We start from the raw sequence: 17,895 nt of genomic DNA on the forward strand, positions 1-17,895 counted from the left end.
AGTGGGTAAGTATAGAAAATTCACACTTCATAGAGACTTCGACTTACGCTCAGCCGGCGCTTATACAATCAAAGCGGGTTGGAATGTTGTCGTTGCCATTAATTGGATGCTAGTTAGTAGAAGAAACAGTTTGAGCAACAAATAGGTTCTCAATGACAAGGTGATAGAAGTATTTCCAAGCAACATAACCAATAACGAGTGCAGCAATAATGAGTTCAAATACTGCCAAGTAATAGATTTGGCTAACATATTGCGGTGCTAAATTTAAAATATGCTCTGCCCAGTAAGCGGTTTTAAATAAGGCAGTTGAGCCAATAGCCATTGGGAAAGTAAATGCCGCAAACCCAGGGGAGAAGCTTAAGCTCATTAATTTAACAAAGCTTAAATAGATCATTGCAGTCATTAATATCGCGATGCCAAACAATAGCATGACAATAACAGGGGATGGGTCTTGAGTAACCGTTAAATAGCCAGCTAATGATAAGCTGGCAGGGGCTGCAAAAATCGCAATGGTTGGTTTAGCTGCATCAGGAATCTCATGCGTAAACATCACGCGATATAGCATTAACGGCAATAAGATGGCATAGCTGATTAAGCCGAAATATAATAACGCACTTGCCAATGGTTGTAGCACACCACCAGGGAAAGCAACATCGGCAACGATAATGCCAACAGGAGGCACAAACCATGATGGTACCATGTGGTGTAGTTTAAATTCACGCATGCGATGATAAATAAATGCCGCTAAAAAGAGCAAATGAATAGTCACGGCAAAAACCCATACAAGTTCAGCAGCAAGATGACTTACGTAATTAATGCTGTTGGAGATAATCATTAAAGCCATGGCAAAAGTAGGTACAACACTGCCAACAACAGGGTGGGCAAGGTCTTGACGCAATTTTTGTGGCCAAACAATAAACTTAGCAGCAACAAATAATAATAAAATGCTAGCAATAATTGCTGAAGCGATTTGTAAGCTATGATTAGCTGGCAATGCATTTTCAGCACACCAACCTAAACCTGAAATACCAAGGGCTAAACCAGCCATTGGTGTTGGGATTTTTTCTAGAAAACCATGTAATCTCTGAGTCATGATAAACACCTGTTAAATATTGTTATGGTGTTAGTTTATGTGGACTCTTATATAAATAAAATTTTTTAAAACTTATGTGTTGAATTGAAATTATTTATTAGTAACCCAGTCAAGCCACTCTTCGGTAAGCTCTGAGATGTGCGCGCGTTTATTTTGCACAATAAGCAGGTCTCTTTCAAGTTTCATTTCAGGGCATTCAAGGATGTGAATGTTTGATTGATTGTGTAAAGCAGATAGTGAAATACAACCAATGGCGTTGCTATTTAATACCGCAAGAATAATGGCTTCACTACTGCCAAGCTCCAAGAATAAATTCAATTGATAATCAAATAATGGCAACATGTTTTGCTCAATAATTGTGCGGCTGCCTGAGCCTTTTTCTCTGAGAATAAATGGGTGATTTTTAAGTGTTTTAATATCAACCGTTTTTTCTTTGGCTAAAGGATGATCTTTATGCACAAAGAGTTTTAATTCATCTTTAGCAAAGGCAAAACAATTGGTCTGATTGCTTAAACTGGTACTTTCAATGAATCCTAAATCTGCTTGATGTGAAATCACTGATTCAATAACCTGTTCACTATTACTTATGCTAAGAGATAATTCTACCTCAGGGTGCTGTTGTTTAAAGGAAGAGATAAGTGTCGGTAAGATATAATTACCAATCGTGTTACTTGCGGCAATATGCAAGCTGCCAATCAGTGCTTGCGTGTGCTTGAAAAAATGCTCAATCTTATCAGTAGCTTCTAAAAGTGCCATTGCTTTGGGGTAAAGCTGTTGCCCATGATGATTGAGTATGATTTTGCGATCAATGCGATCAAAAAGCTTAACACCAAGCTGTGTCTCAAGTGATGATAGCGCCGTGCTTAATGCTGGTTGCGTGAGACTTAAGCTCTCCGATGCTTTGGTAATGCTGCCATGTTTAGCAATGGCTGCAAAGATGAGTAGTTGTTTGTGTGAAAGCATGTTTTACCTAAAGTTATAAATGCTCAAAACCTTTCTTGAAGTTGAAGTTATGCTCAGCTTCAATATGTCTAATTGTACCTGATAGTGAGCGCATAACAAGGCTATGCGTTTGTGCAAATTGGCCTTTGCGTTTGACACCTTTGAGCATCTGTCCATCGGTAACACCTGTTGCAGCAAACAATACATTGCCAGAGGCTAGATCATTCAGATGATAGATTTTATTTAAATCATTAATGCCCCATTTCTTGGCGCGTGCTTTTTCATCATCATTTCTAAAGATCAGGCGACCTTGCATTTGTCCACCTAAACAACGAAGGGCTGCCGCGGCAAGAACACCTTCGGGTGCCCCTCCTGTGCCCATGTACATATCAATGCCGGTATCTTCTTGTGCTGTCGCAATGACTGCAGAAACATCACCATCTCCAATAAGCGCAATGCGTGCGCCTGCTTCTCTGACTTGACGGATAATCTCTTCATGACGTGGGCGATCTAATATACAGACAACTAGCGCTTCAATAGGGACTTTTTTAAATTGCGCCAAGTTTTTCAAATTCTCAGCAGGTGTTGCATTGATATCGATAATATCTGCCGGCATACCATGCCCACCTACTGCAATCTTTTCCATATAAACATCAGGGGCGTTTAGAAAACCACCATCTTCTGCCATTGCAATCACTGCTAAGGCATTAGGCCCACCTTTGGCAGTAATGGTTGTACCCTCTAGTGGATCAAGTGCGATGTCAACCTTAGGTCCGCCTTTGCCGACTTTCTCACCAATATAAAGCATTGGCGCCTCATCTCGTTCACCTTCACCAATGACAACAGTGCCATCGATATCCAGACCATTTAAAGCGCGACGCATAGCATCAACAGCAACTTGATCAGCAGCCTTCTCATCTCCTCGACCCATTTGACGCCAAGCAGATAAAGCAGCCGCCTCGGTAACACGAACTGTTTCTAATGCTAAATTACGATCCATTATTCTATCCCTTAGTTTGTATATGCACTGCCAAAATGATTACAAAGAATCCAGTGCGTGTTGAAAATCGCCAGTATTGTAACAATTGTGTGGTTAAAAGGGTATGGGTTTTTATCGCTCACGAACCATTTTACAATATTTTCACCATCAAACCTGCTGTGTTAATGACTTACGAGCGATATATAATTAATTATCTTTGGGTATACCTCCCCCATGCGCAGAAGTGCTTAGAGTGGATATTATACATAATGTGTTCGGGAATATTTTTTAAGGGTATATTATGGATATTAAAAGTTTGCTTTCACCAGAGCTAACAAATATAGCAAAAAACCATCATACAATGGGCATGGCATTGATACATGTCACTAAAACAAAAACAACCTTTCATTGCATTAAAGAGTTAAATATAAAACTAGCCGCTCAAACAGAATACAAAGAGTTAACCTCACTGTTTTTAAATTATGATCAAGTCACCAATCTGCCAGATCAGTTCTTTTATTCAGACTGTCACTTTGCACGAGAAAATTCGATTGAAAATAATTTAGATATGCTTTTTATCATAACTCACATGGATGTTGATAATATTGTTATTCTATGTGTTGGGGTTGATAGTAAATGGTTTGGATATCATTTATTAAATAATAAGGTTTACCTGCAAAGTACTATCGTCAACTCTATTGGCGACATAAATAAAAATAATATTAAGCCCAAATTGAGTCTATTTCATAGTCAGTTTAACAAACTAGAAAGTGGCACATTATTTTACGCAGACAAAGTACAGCAAAGAGATACAAAGGAGTCAGCTGAGATAGTTCCTTTAACTTCTTTGGAAAGAAAGTGCTTTCAGATGATTTATGACAATATCATACGTTCTAGTGATATTGCTCAGCAGCTTGAAATTTCAAAAAGAACGGTTGATGATTATATTGAGCGTCTTAAAGTGAAGTTTTCATGCAATAACAAGTATGAACTATATTATAAGATTAAGACCTTTAATCGGAGATACCTTCTGTCTGCATAATTGAGTATTTAGATTCTATTAAACTATCTTGACCTAACTTTTTGTTTCTTAAGTAGGTGATTTCTTGTGGATGAGAGATCTCAAGCTTAAGCTGATATGACTTTAATATTTGTTTTAATTTATTGTGAAGCCTTTGATATTGTTGCTGTGCTTTTGCTATAGAAGATCCTGTATTGATTGAAATCGCAATATATACCACAGGTATAACATGAAAGTTCTTGGCGTTTGCTGTTATTCTACCAAGTAAATGATTTGGTGTTGTTGACTGAGGCTGAATACCATAACTTACGTTTACTTTAGATGGAAAGTCTATAACACGTTTGACATGTGTTTCGATAAGTATTTTTGAAGGTGATTGTGATAGCCTATTTAAGAAAAGCTGTTCAATTGTTGTATTAACTGAAGGATTCAAGCAGGGGAATACACCAAGAAAATGAGCACGAAGAAAATCATCAATCAATTGATCGATACGTTGTGTTTGGGTGGGTGCTAGATGGGTGAGTTGGGTACAAGAGTCATATAAACGTCTATCAATTGTTGCTAAGTTCGCATAAATATAGACTTTATCGTTTATCCATTCTATTTTGGTAAAGCCCGGATGAATAGATAAAGTACGTGACTCGCGACGAAAGACAATAGTTTCTTTTTTGATACCAATTAAATAAAGTGCAGCGATTAGTAGCTCAGGAGACATCGAGGGTATTAATTGTTGGATTCTAGCAATTTTTTGCATTTGCGACTTGTTTTTAATCATATTTTTATCACCTGATTAAGTTTAATAAAACGTTGAAGGTGGCGTGAGAAATATTGATTTAATGATTGCTGTATATCTTTGGTATCATAAGTTTTAAAAGCTTGCCAAGTATTTTTTGGATTGAGTTGATCAAGTTGCGAAATATAATTAATAAAGTAGTCATGACAATTGGTAAGTTTAAGTGTTCGACAAATATTTTTGATATCACCATAATTTAACTGCTGATGGTTTTTGCGTAAAGTATCAAGTAATTCAACTTTATTAAGATCAGCAAATTCAAAAGGTATGTGAGAAATGTACTCAATCTTCATTGTTGAAATATGATAGTGTTGTAAATTGACTTGCATATGAGAAAGACGCTGTTTTTTGAATTGATAGCTATAGCAGCAAAGTGTTGATAATATCCAGCGTTGCTGAGGCTCAATAATGTTGTCCAAAACATCTTCAATATAACCATGAGCAAGAGAAAGTGAAAAGCTTTTATAGTCACTGGTGTGAAGTGAGTAATAACGATCATTAATTGCATTATAGTCTTCGTCATAGATTTCAAGTAATGACTGCAATTGAACTCGATTATCCTCAAAATGGATAGGGTATTTACTTTTATCAATACCAATTGATAGTGAAGTTGAGTTATTGGGACTAAGGGCGCCAAGTTTGAAAATATTGGTATGAATAAGTGTTTGAACAATCTCTACATCTATGAGTTTTGCCTCATTAGGTTCAAGCTCAAAGCAAATAGTAAATTGATTAGTTTGTATTTGCTTGAATGGTATAGGAATATTCAACTCTTGCATTTTTTCAGGGTGATTTAAACGTAGTCTTAAATTTTCAAATGAGTTAAGAGATGCTAAAGCACTTTTTTCATGCTTGACTTTAATGGCATTATGATTGTTTGTGCTCACATAGCAGAAGTCTTTTGCACTCAGAAGTTGATATAGCCAAATGATATATGACGGGTTGATATTCGAGTTAATTAGATTTAAACATAGTGTTTGAGGTAGGTCACATGTATGGGAAGCTTGAAAGTCAAGAAAGAGGTTATGGTCTTTGATTTGGCATTGAGAAAGCTCAAAACTATGCAGTTCTTGATTGTTTAAGGATCTCATCTCACAATTTTCTAACCCATCACTAAAATGAAAACGTTGAGAAAAATCGATATGTTTAGGAAAGTTAGAGCTATTAGCTTTAATTTTACAAAGGTATATAAAAGGCGTATGGCGAAAAAACCAAGGGTATTGTTTGATATAGTAAGCATTTCGCTCCAGAGCAACCTGTTGTTCAAAATTTTGAGATAAGGTCTTAAAATGACTGGCTAAAAGATCTTGTAAAGATTCGACTAAATGTTTTGCTTGATCCCTAGAATCAAGTTTATCAATGCCTTTTTCGCTATGCTTCATCGGTGTCTCCTAAGATATCTCTACATAAGCTTGAGCCAGATCAAGATAAAGGTACAAAATACAATCATCAAATGTTGGGTTGATTTCGACCCATAAGCTTTTCTCATTAATGGAGTGTTGCCATTCATTATGATCAAGTTCAAGTTTGAATACCTGACAGACACTCAAATCAATTTGTTGTTCATTAAGTGAACCCTTGTAATGAGTTAGTGTAATGCCCGAAACAGCAAGGTTTTTCATGTGAATAAGTCGAGATTTGCTTGCAAGATAAAGGTCATCTTGTACGAGCGTTTTTGATAGATCTTTTCGTTTGATAATTAAAAAGACATCACGTGCAAGCTGAGCACGTTCATCAAGTGCGAATTGATATGTGTTAGCTAAATTTGTTAATTCACTGTTGATAAATGATTTATGATTTAGCTTGAGTGAGAAAATTTCAGCAATGGCATCAAATAGATTTTGGAAGCTCATATAATAGTCATTAAAATCTAAATACAGTTTTTTGGGTTTCTCGATGCCTTTAATAAAAGAAATTTGTACATAGAGACGATAAAACTGCTCGTAAATATCACAGATACGTATTCTCATTTGTCCCAACTGTAATTTTTGGAGCTCATAACTTAAATAAAAACAGGTCTGCTTAATAAAGTTAAGCATTGTAATTGTCGTGCTTTCAGTGATTGCAAGAGCAGATAACTCTTTGCTAATAAAGTTTTGAACACTCTCTAAAAGCTTTTGCATGGCGTAACGTGTTGGGCTCATGAATAGATTATCTAAATAAAAAACGGGAGGAATATAATTTTGTTGAATTTCCCATTTTAAACTATTGGGGTTGTACCTGAAATGAGCTAGTTTGATACCCAGACATTCATTATGTGTCGGTTTTATATCAAGCAGTAGCTGATAGCCGTTGATTTCTAACTGTTCAGTATCATGCAATAGACTTTGTTGTTTTGTTAGATGTAAATATAAACTAATATTTTCTTCTTTGGTACCGAGTAAACTTAAGTTATAGCTAAAACAATCAACTGGATTACATCGTTTCAAATTCTCGTGAGTAATCACCTCACCGGTTTTAGATAAAAGCGTTAAGTTATTAAGAACAAAACGATTATAAGTAAGTGCGCTTTCATCATACTCCAAAGAGATAAAGATATCTTTTTCGATCAAATCAGTTGCCAATAAAGTATTGCAATTACTATTTGCTGTTTTGATCTGATCATCAATCGTAAATGCTTGTGCTGAAAGCACCATTCCGTTATGCCAGTGAATATTCATAATGTCGCCCTGTAGTGTTTAATAAGATAAATAATAGTCAACTACTTAAAGATTATTTACCGTTTGAGTACGGTAGGGCATGTGATTAGCTATAAATCAAAATATGCCCGTATTTATGCGGTAACGATGGGAATGAAAAACAAACATAATGCACTCAAGTCCAATGATAGGAGTAATATATGAGTGATCAAATTATCCAATTAGTAGAGTCAGCTAATTTAAATGTAACTGGTGACATTTCTGAACTAATTTCGTCGACAAAATTTAATGATGTTGTTCCCGTTGATAAGAAAAATGTCACAGAAGAGTCTGAGCTACAAGAATTTCTAACGGCTTTAACCTTAGTAATGTCAGATGATAAAAGCAGTTTTTTCTCCAAGGATGTTACGTCTCGGATTAAGCTAAAAATTGATGAGTTAGTGGATGCGCAAATTAATGAGATTATTCAAAATAAAGACTTCAAATATCTTGAGTCTATTTGGTTATCATTACGTGACATATTCCATGAAGCAGCTGATGAAAAAGATATTGAAATTTGCCTTTTGGAATTAACCAAAGAAGAGTTGCTAGATGATTTTGAGTTAAACAGTGCTGATTTTACTGGTTCAAATTTATTCAAACGTATTTATCGGGATGAATATGATCAATATGGTGGAGAGCCTTATGCGCTTAGTGTTGGCATGTTTGATATTCAAAATACGTATGATGACTTCTTTGTGCTATCTAATTTAGGCAAGATTGCAGGATCTGCACATACGCCTTTTATTAGCAATATTGGACCTGAGTTTTTTGGTTATAGTAGTTTTGAAGAGTTTGATGAGGTTAAGGATTTAGAAGGATTATTAGAAGGTTCTAAATTTAAAATGTGGAATCAATTTAGAAAAACAGAAGAATCTGCCTATGTCGGCATGACTTTTCCACGATATTTAATTAGACGTCCTTATGATGATAGCTCAACTGAGCTATATGGATCAAGGAATCAATATTCGGTTAGCTTTTTCCGTGAAAAGCTTAATAACCCATTTGATCAAAAGTCTTATGTATGGGGTTTTTCATCTGGGTTGTTGGCACGAAATATTATTACTTCATTCAAAAAAACAGGTTGGTGCCAGTATATTCGTGGTCCTTTGGGAGGCGGATTGATTGAAGATATCCCAACGTATCAATTTGAAATTGGCAATTATAAGCAAAAAACAGGGAGTGTTGAGTACTTTATATCAGACTCCCAAGAGTATGCTTTCTCTAAAGCGGGTCTTATCCCTTTTGTTGGAGATAAACGTGGCGAAGGTGGATGTTTTTTTAGCGTTCAATCAGCAAAGTTCGTTCCCGACAATCTGGAGAATTTAGATTTAATGGAAAGTATTCAAGCCAATTCTAACCTGTCATATACGCTTTCAGTATCTCGTGTTGCGCATTATGTAAAATCAATGGTGAGAGACAGAATTGGTTCGAACTATGATCAGGAAAAAGTTCAAACCTTTTTGTCAGATTGGTTAAATGGCTTTGTAACGATAGCATCTAATCCAAGTGATGTGACGTTAGCCTATTTTCCGTTTAAAGAGGCAAGTGTCAAAGTTGAACCGCAACCAGGTAAACTTGGTTGGTATGGTTGCTCAATTGATCTTGTACCACATATTCAACTAGAGGGTATTGATGTTTCACTGCGTCTTGCAACCAAATTACCGATTGGTGAGGGAAGCGATGAAGCTGAATCTGATAGTGAATAAGAATAATCAATAAAACAAGAAAAGGAGTCTATATATGTCAGTAATAAGTTCTCAAAATGTGCAAATATCAAATGGTCATGTTACGTTTAGCTCTGTACATAATGCGTGGATAAAAGGACACACAGGAGATAGAGAGCTTGCGCATGCTGCGCGCTTTTATGCCAAGAGCTTTTCATTTGCAAGTACTGCTGCAGATGATAAGTTTGCTGCTCAAGATGGTGGTTCTGAATTGGGGACAACAGAAGATGCACCGATTCTAATCACGCAGGCAACATTTCCTCTTTATCCAAAGCAAACTGATGCACAAGTGTCTTTGTCTGGTTATATTACTTATAATCAGGGTCAAGCAATTTCAGATAAGCTTGATAATATGGGCAGCACACCTGTCATGGAGTTTGAAATTTCTGAGCTTAATGAGAATCAAATTATCTTAGATAATAAGGAAATGACATTTACTTATGGTGTTAAAGTTGATGATGCCATTAAGTTTAGAGTAGCTAAGGATAATATCCAGATTATTCCTGATGACAAAGGTAATCTTGCTGAAATACATATTACAGGCGGTAACTATTCAGAAGATGTGTCATCAACTATACACGTACAAACAAGACAACCTAATAATATTCAATCTTTCAAGGTTGCCAACGCCTAGATAGTTGTTATCAATGACGTAAATTTTATTTAGTTGCATAAGTTGCTTTGCTAGGGGGATGCAGCTAAATATTTTCCTTTAAATTCTTGACGTACTCAGGAGAAAACCATGTCGTATAAGCAAAAAATTCCAAGCTCTAGAGTTAATATTACTTATGATATTGTCTCGGCAAATAATGAAAAAAAGAAAAAAGAATTACCACTTAAGATTCTTATTATGGGTGACTTCTCTCTTGGTGAGTCTAAGGAGATGAAAAAATCATATTATGATAGAACAGTATTAAATGGTAAGGGGGGCGTTAATGCGGTATTGTCAAAGCTAGATATTAGTAAAACGATTAGTGTCAATAATAGAATTACGCCACATCAAACAGATAGACTTGATATTGATCTACAACTTAAGAATATCAATGCCTTTAGTCCATTGTCTTTGGCAAATCAGATTCCTGCACTTAAAAAGTTATTACGATTAAAAGAGATTGTTGCAAATTTTGAGACAACCTTTGATAACAATCGAGCGTTTCAAGAGAAAATTCGCGAGATGCTTGCTAATGCTGAGAATAAAGAAATAATTAAAAAATCCTTGGTTAATATTGAGGAATATAATGCCTTATTAAATGCCAATAAGCATGTGCCCAAAGTTCTAGAAGAAGCAGCTAATGTGGCTGATACAACGGCATTGATTGAGGGTGAAGAAAGTGCTGAAAATATAGAGGAACAACCAAAAGATAAAGAGTAACGCTCAACATTATCTCATTTTAAATTACATTTTGCCAAAAAGAAGCATATGGGGAATTTCTGATGGATCATCAAACATTATGGATGCTATGGCTTGATATTGTTCAACAAGCACAAGACATTAAAAAGTATGTTCATCCAGAGCTAGAAAAAGAAAAAGCCACTGATAATCTAACAATCTATCGCACGGTATTAGTAGAAAAAATAGAATGTTTTAAAAGTAATTTGGAACAGAAATATTCTGAGAGCATTCTATTTTATATTCTATTTCCATTGGTCAGTTTTTGTGATGAAAAAGTGAACTTATATTTATTTAATCATATGAGTTTATCCAAAGCGAGCTGGGAGTCATTGCAAACAGAGTTTTTTCAAAGACGAGATGGTGGAGAGCATTTCTTCAGAATGATTGATGCTATTTTGGCTAAAGAAGTCAAAGTTCCGATTGTTATTCCAATACAGATCAACTTGCTATTAAAAGAAGGTTTTAAGGGGAAATACCATCTTGCCAATCAATATAATATTACGCTGTATGAGAAGACGCTTGAAACGATGATTGAGAATGAATCTGGATGCGATGTTATTAATAAAGGCTATGAAAATGTGCTTGAGAGTTTGTCTATACATCAAACACTACAGTCAACTAAATCGCGATGGTCTAAGCGATTTTTAACTAAATCACACTACATAAGTGCCGCAATTTTAGGTATTGCGGTTGTTTGTAGTAGCTATCTATTCTTAATACTGAGGTAAGGCTATGCTCGATAATACGAACACGTTACAGCGCAAGGTCTATTATGATGCATTATCACTAGTAGTAAAGCCGTTGAATGATCGTTTTGAGACACAAGGCGATGGTGTTGTTATTGCGCCCAAGTATATAGATCAATTAGTATTTAATCTTAAAACATATGGTTTTGAAGGTAAAATTAGTTTTACGTTATCCTCTAAAAACTCAATGAATGAAGATTTAAGTTTTCTTTTAAATAATAGAGGAATGTTTGCATTAGAGTTTATATTGCAGGTCAGAGATCATATACAGCTATCCAATGCGAATACACTGCCAATGCAGAGCAATACAATTAAACTTATGGCAGTTTTTGATCCATTATCAAAAAATCCAGGCACTTTATTGAGTTTATCTGAAATCAAGTTCAATCAGTTTCAAGACCAACAGCAGTGTGAAGTATATGAGGCAAATCAAGTATTCAATTTTACATTTTCAGACCCTTTAGCTGCCATTGCCAAGAAAATTAAAACAATCAAGGTCTTTCAAGACAGCACTTATAAAGATGTTATAACCTCAATGTCTTCAGCATTCTCAAATCTCGTCAAGCTTGAAATTGATGATGCGCTGACTCAATTTACTCAAGATAAGCAACCCTATATATGTATTAATAGTATTGAGTTTGGATTGTATAACTCCTTGATAGAGTGGTTATATGATTACCAACTACAGCTTTATTTTAATTATGACAAGCAAGAATACTTTATCAGCAGTCAGGTCGAAACCTATGCTGGTCAGTATGAGGTTAGTAATGGCACTTTATCTACTCCCGATACACATAAACTAGATAAAGTGCTATTACTAAATACACAACAAGCACTAGGGAAGTGTAATATTGCAAATATCAGTTATCCGCTGCCGAAATCACAACTATCATCGATAGACAGGGGGTTGACTGATGACGTGTTTTCAAGAGTCGCTCCTAGTTATTACCAAATTCCAAATCAATATCAGCAATATGTTAATTATGTTGAGAAAAAGGAACAAAATGAAGACTCATCTGCTTACCTAATACAGTTAGAATTTGGCAATTTACCGACGCAGTTGCCACTTTACCCTGTTAGTGGATTCAGTTTCCCAGATGGTTTCTTTGACTCATATGCTAACGAGTTAAATGACAGTTATCGTATAACAGCAATTGCTTTTGAATTTAAGTTTCACCAAGATCTACAAGACTATCGTGCTTTTGACAGTCACAGTCGCCTAACAAATGAGATGATAGATCAGAAAATGCCGCTCAATATTGCAACTAAATTAACACTTATTTCTGATAAATCAACAGCAATAGACTTACCTGCATATCAAAAAACGACAGCATTTAAAGCGCAAGCATGTGTGATAAAAGACGATGCATCAACAGATGACATATATGCAACATCAGTTTATCAGGGCGCCACCAAAACTGCATCAGATATTTCACAGCAGCCATCGGATAATACGAGCTATCATCGATTCACACCTTATAGCGATGATCAAATGTCGTACCATATTGAGTTGCCGAGTTTATTACTTGCTGACGATGAGGCAAGTAACAGCTTTGCCGCAGTGGTTAAGCCTAATAATTTATTAAGCCAAGCTTATTTTCCTTTAAGAAATAATACACAAGTATGGGTTGATTTGCATCGTGAATACATAGAGATTTCAGGATCACTTATACACCATGTTAACTCAGACATATTTGCATCTGAAACAGCGCAGGTGACGGGTATAAACTGGGGTAGTCAAAATGAAGCAACAATACGTTATGAAGTAGATAGCCAAGATAGTGCTCTATATATTGAGCAAAACAATGATAGTGGTAAAAAAACGCTACAAATCAACAAAGATGGCTTCACACTTAAATTGACAGATTAAGAGGTAATGCATATGAGTATTTTATTAACTTTTTTGAAAAATTATGGGTCATCAATTGCAATTGTTGCTGTTATTATTGTGCTGCTCCTTTTTTGGAGAAGGTATAAGAAATATATTAAAAAATTAGCTAATTTTATTGTCTCAATTTCAAAGGGTATATTTCGTTCATCGACAAAAAATCGCTATCTTAAAGGATTAAGGACCTGTCTCAGCAGATTACCTGCAAATGTTTATCCAGGGTTATCCAATAAACAACCTTATTTATTACTTAATTTTGCTCAGGATCAATTTGTAATTGATGAGACAGGGTTAGGAGAGCTAATTGCGGGAAATAAATCAAGTATTAATAAAGATTCTTGTTTTTATTTATCAAACAATTTTGTTATCCATGAGTTGCATGATTTAGATCAAGTTGATTTTGATGCATTAGAAGCATGTTGGTTGAAGATATCTCAAAAAACAAAGCGTATTCCTATTGTTGTCGTTCACGATAAGCTAGATGATCTAACACAGAAAAAAGCAATGCTTGTGGCATCTAGCTTAAATATTTTTGCTCAAAAATTAGAAATTCAACCGATTGTGAGCTTGTCATTTTCAATGCAAAATCTTGAGGGTTATGATGCGTATCAAAAGCTGTCAATGGTCAGTGAATACATCCCGATAAAAACGATTTCGGAAGAGAGAGTTTCAGATGCTAATTTGATGGTTAAGGAATGGGTAAAGTTACCATTACAATACTTTGAGCAACATGAAACTGAGATTATCAAGGCAGTCGGTTATAATGTTCAAAAAGTCGGTGAAATCCATAACTTCTTACAAAAGGTGCTGACCTATCAAAATAGTGTCGAGCATTACTATGCTGCGATTATATCCAATTCACCACAGAGTATTCGCAATTTACTATTATATATGCCGCGTCAAAAAACATCATATCAACAAAATATCTTCAGCTTTGTATTATCAGGTGATAAGAAGGGAATAAATATCAATTATCCTGCGGTTAGTGGCTATGGTGTTGGTGTTATTGGTGTTGTTTATTCTTCTGTGTTACTTGCAAATGCGATTGGATTTCAAGCACAAGTAGATGATATTTCAAATAATATTAATTATGCCGACACGCCTTTAGATATCAGTCAACTCCAAGAAGCATATCGTGATCAGTTGGCATCAGACCCATCAGCATATGGGGTTAGCCTACTACCGCAATACTATATTACTAAAGTGCTAAATAGGGCGTATAGTCAAGAAATCTTATCCAAGGTGAAAGCACTTATTGCTAAAACACCAACCGAAACAACGCGAATTTTAATGTCTTATTTATTCGTGGCAAATCATGATGACGTTAGAAAAATCATTCAACAAAATAAATATGTTTGGCAAGAAATAACTGATTTAAATGCTAATGAAATTGATACGGTCTTAAATTATGCGGCTAACTTTGATGCTTCAGATTTGGGGAAAATTGTAAACAGTAATACTTCATTAACAGGTAGCGATAATTATACAGTGAAAATTAGCGATGCGTATTTCAAGTATTTATTATCTTCAAGTTCAGTGACGATTAATGATTGGCAGCGATTTATAGAGCAAGAATTTTTGCCTTTGGTCAAAGTGAATTTGTTGACGTCATTATCACATACAGATAATTGGCTGACACATATGCTTTACCCTCAACAATCACATATTCCATCAATTAAAACACAGATTAGCAAATCAGATTACCAGCATTTAAATGATTTAATTCAAGTGAAGTCCTTTAAAAACTATTTGGATTTGCCAAGTACAATTGATTCCTTAAGTCAGGTTGTTTCCCTGCTCAATAAAACACAATTGATGGTTGGTGATCTTAAAAAACATATGGACTCACCATTACAACAAAAAATGGTTGAAAGCCTTTTAAAGGCAAGAGTTAACTCCATTAGTGCAATGGTCGTAAGTGCGAATAACTATGACATATTAAAGCAAACACAATCAGATAGTACATTGGTGAGCTTTCAAAATTATTCCATTCCCTTGATATATACTAAAGAGGGGCTAGATCAATATGTGGTAAAAATTATTGGTGACTATAAGAAGCTCAGTGCATCGCTTGGGAAACAAGCTAATATGAATGTGCTTGATACTTGGCAGAAGCAAGTTGTTGATCATTATACCAATCAATATATCGAAACATATACTAACTTAATGTCTAATCTGCTAATGCAACAATCTAAAGGAGAGCCTCAATACTTAATAGGAATTAAAAACTATTTGACGCAGATAAGTTCTATCCAAGTTTGGCAGTTGATCTATTCATTTTATAACGAGAACACTAAAGAGGTGTTAATGAAAGATTATCCCTTCACTAATGAAATTAGCAATCAATTCACTTCTTTAAATGCATTTTTGAGTAATCAGCAGTTAAGACAGCAATATGTTGATATTTTATCAGAGTTAGCTACTGAATTATCACAGCCGAGTAATGCGATTATAAAAATAACTAAAAATGAGCTAATTGAAGGTGATAACTCGTATAGTAAAATGTTGTCATCAGTCCTGAAACAGCAGAATATTCCACAATCGCTTATTGACAGTTTGCTATCTCCGGTACATATGGTCGTAAGGCATGGTGTTAAACTTATTGAGAAACAATTGGCACAAAAATGGCAAAAATTTACTACGGCATTGTCAACTCGATTTGCTAGGATGTATCCATTTTCTCCGGCTGCAAAGATGACGGTGAATTTAAGAATGTTAAATGATCTGTTGTTGGGGCAGTCAAGTCTATATAAAAGCTACTTTGATTTAGTCTCACCATTTTTAATTAAAAATGACAGTGGCGAGTATGTCTGTAAAAAGATCACCTATTTAAATACTTGTCCAATTGATACTGCAGATATTAATGCGATTAACCAATTGCAATCACTAATAATAGATTTAGAGGATGCCAAGGGTAATCCGCAGTCACTTCCTGCTGAAATACATATTGATCAATATCGCAATATTACGTCTGAAGGACAGGGTATAAAATATGCATTTGTAAATTTTGATAATCAAACATTCTATGGCATCAATACAGATATTGGTTGGCTAAAAGCGAAAATTAACTGGTGGCAGCCACTTACCTTAAAAGTAGGAATTATTCTTAATAATGGTCAGGTTTATAATAGCAGTAAAAATTATGTTAATGGTTTTGCACTATTACAGGATTATGCAGCTAATCAACAAAATGGTAAATGGAAAGTGATGATTCCTAAAACAGGTGTTAATGTTGATATTTCATTAAAATCAGCGACGGTTGATAAGCTATCAATGCTGGCGCAAGAAATTTAGCACACCATTACAATATTAATTTGAGGTAATTTTATTATATGAGAAAGTCAATTTTTGCTTTGCTACTTGTTGTTTTTATTGATGCCTTAGGCATAGGGATATTATTTCCTGTTTTGAGTGCTGTTATTATGAATCCACAAACGCATTTTTTAGCATATGGAACCAGTACAGATACAAGACAGTTATACTATGGGATAACCATTGCAATTTTTTTCATTTGTTGGTTTGTAGGCGCAATATACTTGGCTAAAACATCAGATCAAATTGGACGAAAACGTGTGTTACTGATTTGTTTGGTTGGTCTTTTCATAGGGTATGGATTAACAGGGTTAGCAATTGCGTCTAATAGTTTATTACTTCTTATCGTTGGCAGGGTTGTTGGTGGGATAACAGCAGGTAGTCAACCAATTGCGCAGGCCGCCATTATAGATGTAAGCAGCACAGAAGAGCGTACTAAAAATTTAGGATTAATCATGTTTGCATTTTCTTTGGGGCTTATAGCTGGGCCTATTATTGGAGGAGTGCTATCTGATAAAAGCTTATGCTTATGGTTTAATGATCAGCTTCCCTTTTATCTGACGTTAATATTAATTGCTATTAATATTCTAATTCTCTTAATAACTTATCAAGATCAAACAAAGTTGGAAAAAAGTAGTTATTATTTCAAACCAACTGAGATAATAACCCAATTTTATGGTGTTTTTAAAAATAAGAATGTTCTCAAGTTATCGGTTGTATTCTTTTTAATGCAAATATCGTTTAATACATTCTACATATTTTTACCAGTCTATTTGTACAGGAAGTATCATTATGATGTTTTTATGAATAGTTTGATGATGCTTGTATTAGGAATTGCAATGGCAATTAGTACAATATTTTTAGTTCCATTATTCCAAAAACATTTTAAACAAAAGCAGTGTGTGATTATAAATCTATCAGTTATGGCCATAATGCTTCTTTTACTGCTCATTAATTGGAAAAGTTATGACATCCTTATATTTGGAGGCGCTTTTATGCTTGCTTTTGGTGTTGCATATACCAATATGTTGGGTATGTTTTCTCATTCAGTTTCAGATAAGAAGCAAGGCTGGGTAATGGGTGTTACTGTTTCGCTATTTACATCAGGTTCAGCAATTACATCATTATTTGGTGAGAAGTTATTAGATATATCAGTTAATCTTCCTTTTATTTTGGCGATTATAGTCTTTGTTTTGACTGCTATACTATTATATTTTTTGAATATTGGAAGCTATCTGGTATCGCAACAAGTTAATAATTAAATAGCTCAAAAGGAAGAAGCTATTTTGAATCTTGAATATGGGTTTGATATATAATATTTGC

General features: G+C 34.9%; 14 protein-coding genes. 8 read left to right on the plus strand and 6 right to left on the minus strand.

The window, feature by feature from the left end:
- Window positions 1–109: 109 nt before the first annotated feature.
- From IE867_RS04655 to glpX, 3 genes are all read right to left on the minus strand, one after another.
- The gene (locus IE867_RS04655) at window positions 110–1,093 is read right to left on the minus strand and encodes a TDT family transporter (protein ID WP_192483609.1); all 984 of its coding nucleotides are present in this window, start codon (window positions 1,091–1,093) and stop codon (window positions 110–112) included.
- A 90-nt stretch (window positions 1,094–1,183) separates the two neighbouring features.
- The gene (locus tag IE867_RS04660) at window positions 1,184–2,056 is read right to left on the minus strand and encodes a LysR substrate-binding domain-containing protein (protein ID WP_192483610.1); all 873 of its coding nucleotides are present in this window, start codon (window positions 2,054–2,056) and stop codon (window positions 1,184–1,186) included.
- A 13-nt stretch (window positions 2,057–2,069) separates the two neighbouring features.
- Entirely contained in the window at window positions 2,070–3,035 is a 966-nt protein-coding gene (gene glpX / locus IE867_RS04665) for a class II fructose-bisphosphatase (RefSeq protein WP_192483611.1), read from the minus strand.
- A gap of 280 nt (window positions 3,036–3,315) precedes the next feature.
- On the opposite strand from glpX, the gene IE867_RS04670 reads away from it, so the two are divergent.
- Entirely contained in the window at window positions 3,316–4,056 is a 741-nt protein-coding gene (locus IE867_RS04670; RefSeq protein ID WP_192483612.1) for a helix-turn-helix transcriptional regulator, read from the plus strand.
- On the opposite strand, the gene IE867_RS04675 is transcribed toward IE867_RS04670, so the two are convergent.
- From IE867_RS04675 to tssK, 3 genes are read right to left on the minus strand one after another with little or no spacing between them, the layout of a single operon-like run.
- Window positions 4,028–4,810, minus strand: coding sequence for a hypothetical protein (locus IE867_RS04675; protein ID WP_192483613.1), 783 nt, complete (start codon window positions 4,808–4,810; stop codon window positions 4,028–4,030). The genes IE867_RS04670 and IE867_RS04675 overlap by 29 nt on opposite strands.
- Window positions 4,807–6,210: a type VI secretion system baseplate subunit TssF/IglH gene (gene iglH / locus IE867_RS04680; RefSeq protein WP_192483614.1), complete on the minus strand. Its 1,404-nt coding sequence runs from the start codon at window positions 6,208–6,210 to the stop codon at window positions 4,807–4,809. The genes IE867_RS04675 and iglH overlap by 4 nt, the downstream gene beginning before the upstream one ends.
- A gap of 9 nt (window positions 6,211–6,219) precedes the next feature.
- The gene (tssK, locus tag IE867_RS04685) at window positions 6,220–7,488 is read right to left on the minus strand and encodes a type VI secretion system baseplate subunit TssK (protein ID WP_192483615.1); all 1,269 of its coding nucleotides are present in this window, start codon (window positions 7,486–7,488) and stop codon (window positions 6,220–6,222) included.
- A gap of 179 nt (window positions 7,489–7,667) precedes the next feature.
- Here tssK and tssC point away from each other — a divergent pair, with 179 nt between their 5' ends.
- From tssC to IE867_RS04720, 7 genes are all read left to right on the plus strand, one after another.
- On the plus strand, window positions 7,668–9,215 hold the full coding sequence (gene tssC, locus IE867_RS04690; protein WP_192483616.1) for a type VI secretion system contractile sheath large subunit: 1,548 nt from the start codon (window positions 7,668–7,670) through the stop codon (window positions 9,213–9,215).
- Between the two features lie 34 nt (window positions 9,216–9,249).
- On the plus strand, window positions 9,250–9,867 hold the full coding sequence (locus IE867_RS04695; RefSeq protein WP_192483617.1) for a hypothetical protein: 618 nt from the start codon (window positions 9,250–9,252) through the stop codon (window positions 9,865–9,867).
- A gap of 108 nt (window positions 9,868–9,975) precedes the next feature.
- Window positions 9,976–10,605 (plus strand): type VI secretion system contractile sheath small subunit, encoded by a 630-nt coding sequence (gene tssB / locus IE867_RS04700; RefSeq protein WP_192483618.1) that lies wholly within the window; start codon window positions 9,976–9,978, stop codon window positions 10,603–10,605.
- Between the two features lie 62 nt (window positions 10,606–10,667).
- Window positions 10,668–11,354, plus strand: a complete 687-nt coding sequence (locus tag IE867_RS04705) for a DotU family type IV/VI secretion system protein (protein ID WP_192483619.1) — start codon at window positions 10,668–10,670, stop codon at window positions 11,352–11,354.
- Between the two features lie 4 nt (window positions 11,355–11,358).
- Entirely contained in the window at window positions 11,359–13,242 is a 1,884-nt protein-coding gene (locus IE867_RS04710; protein ID WP_192483620.1) for a hypothetical protein, read from the plus strand.
- A gap of 12 nt (window positions 13,243–13,254) precedes the next feature.
- Window positions 13,255–16,554, plus strand: coding sequence for a hypothetical protein (locus IE867_RS04715; RefSeq protein WP_192483621.1), 3,300 nt, complete (start codon window positions 13,255–13,257; stop codon window positions 16,552–16,554).
- A gap of 38 nt (window positions 16,555–16,592) precedes the next feature.
- Window positions 16,593–17,834 carry an MFS transporter gene (locus tag IE867_RS04720; protein WP_192483622.1) on the plus strand — a complete coding sequence of 414 codons (1,242 nt, stop codon included), beginning with the start codon at window positions 16,593–16,595 and terminating at the stop codon, window positions 17,832–17,834.
- Window positions 17,835–17,895 lie beyond the last annotated feature (61 nt).

The sequence above is a fragment of the Cysteiniphilum marinum genome (assembly GCF_014857925.1).
GTDB lineage: Bacteria > Pseudomonadota > Gammaproteobacteria > Francisellales > Francisellaceae > Caedibacter > Caedibacter marinus.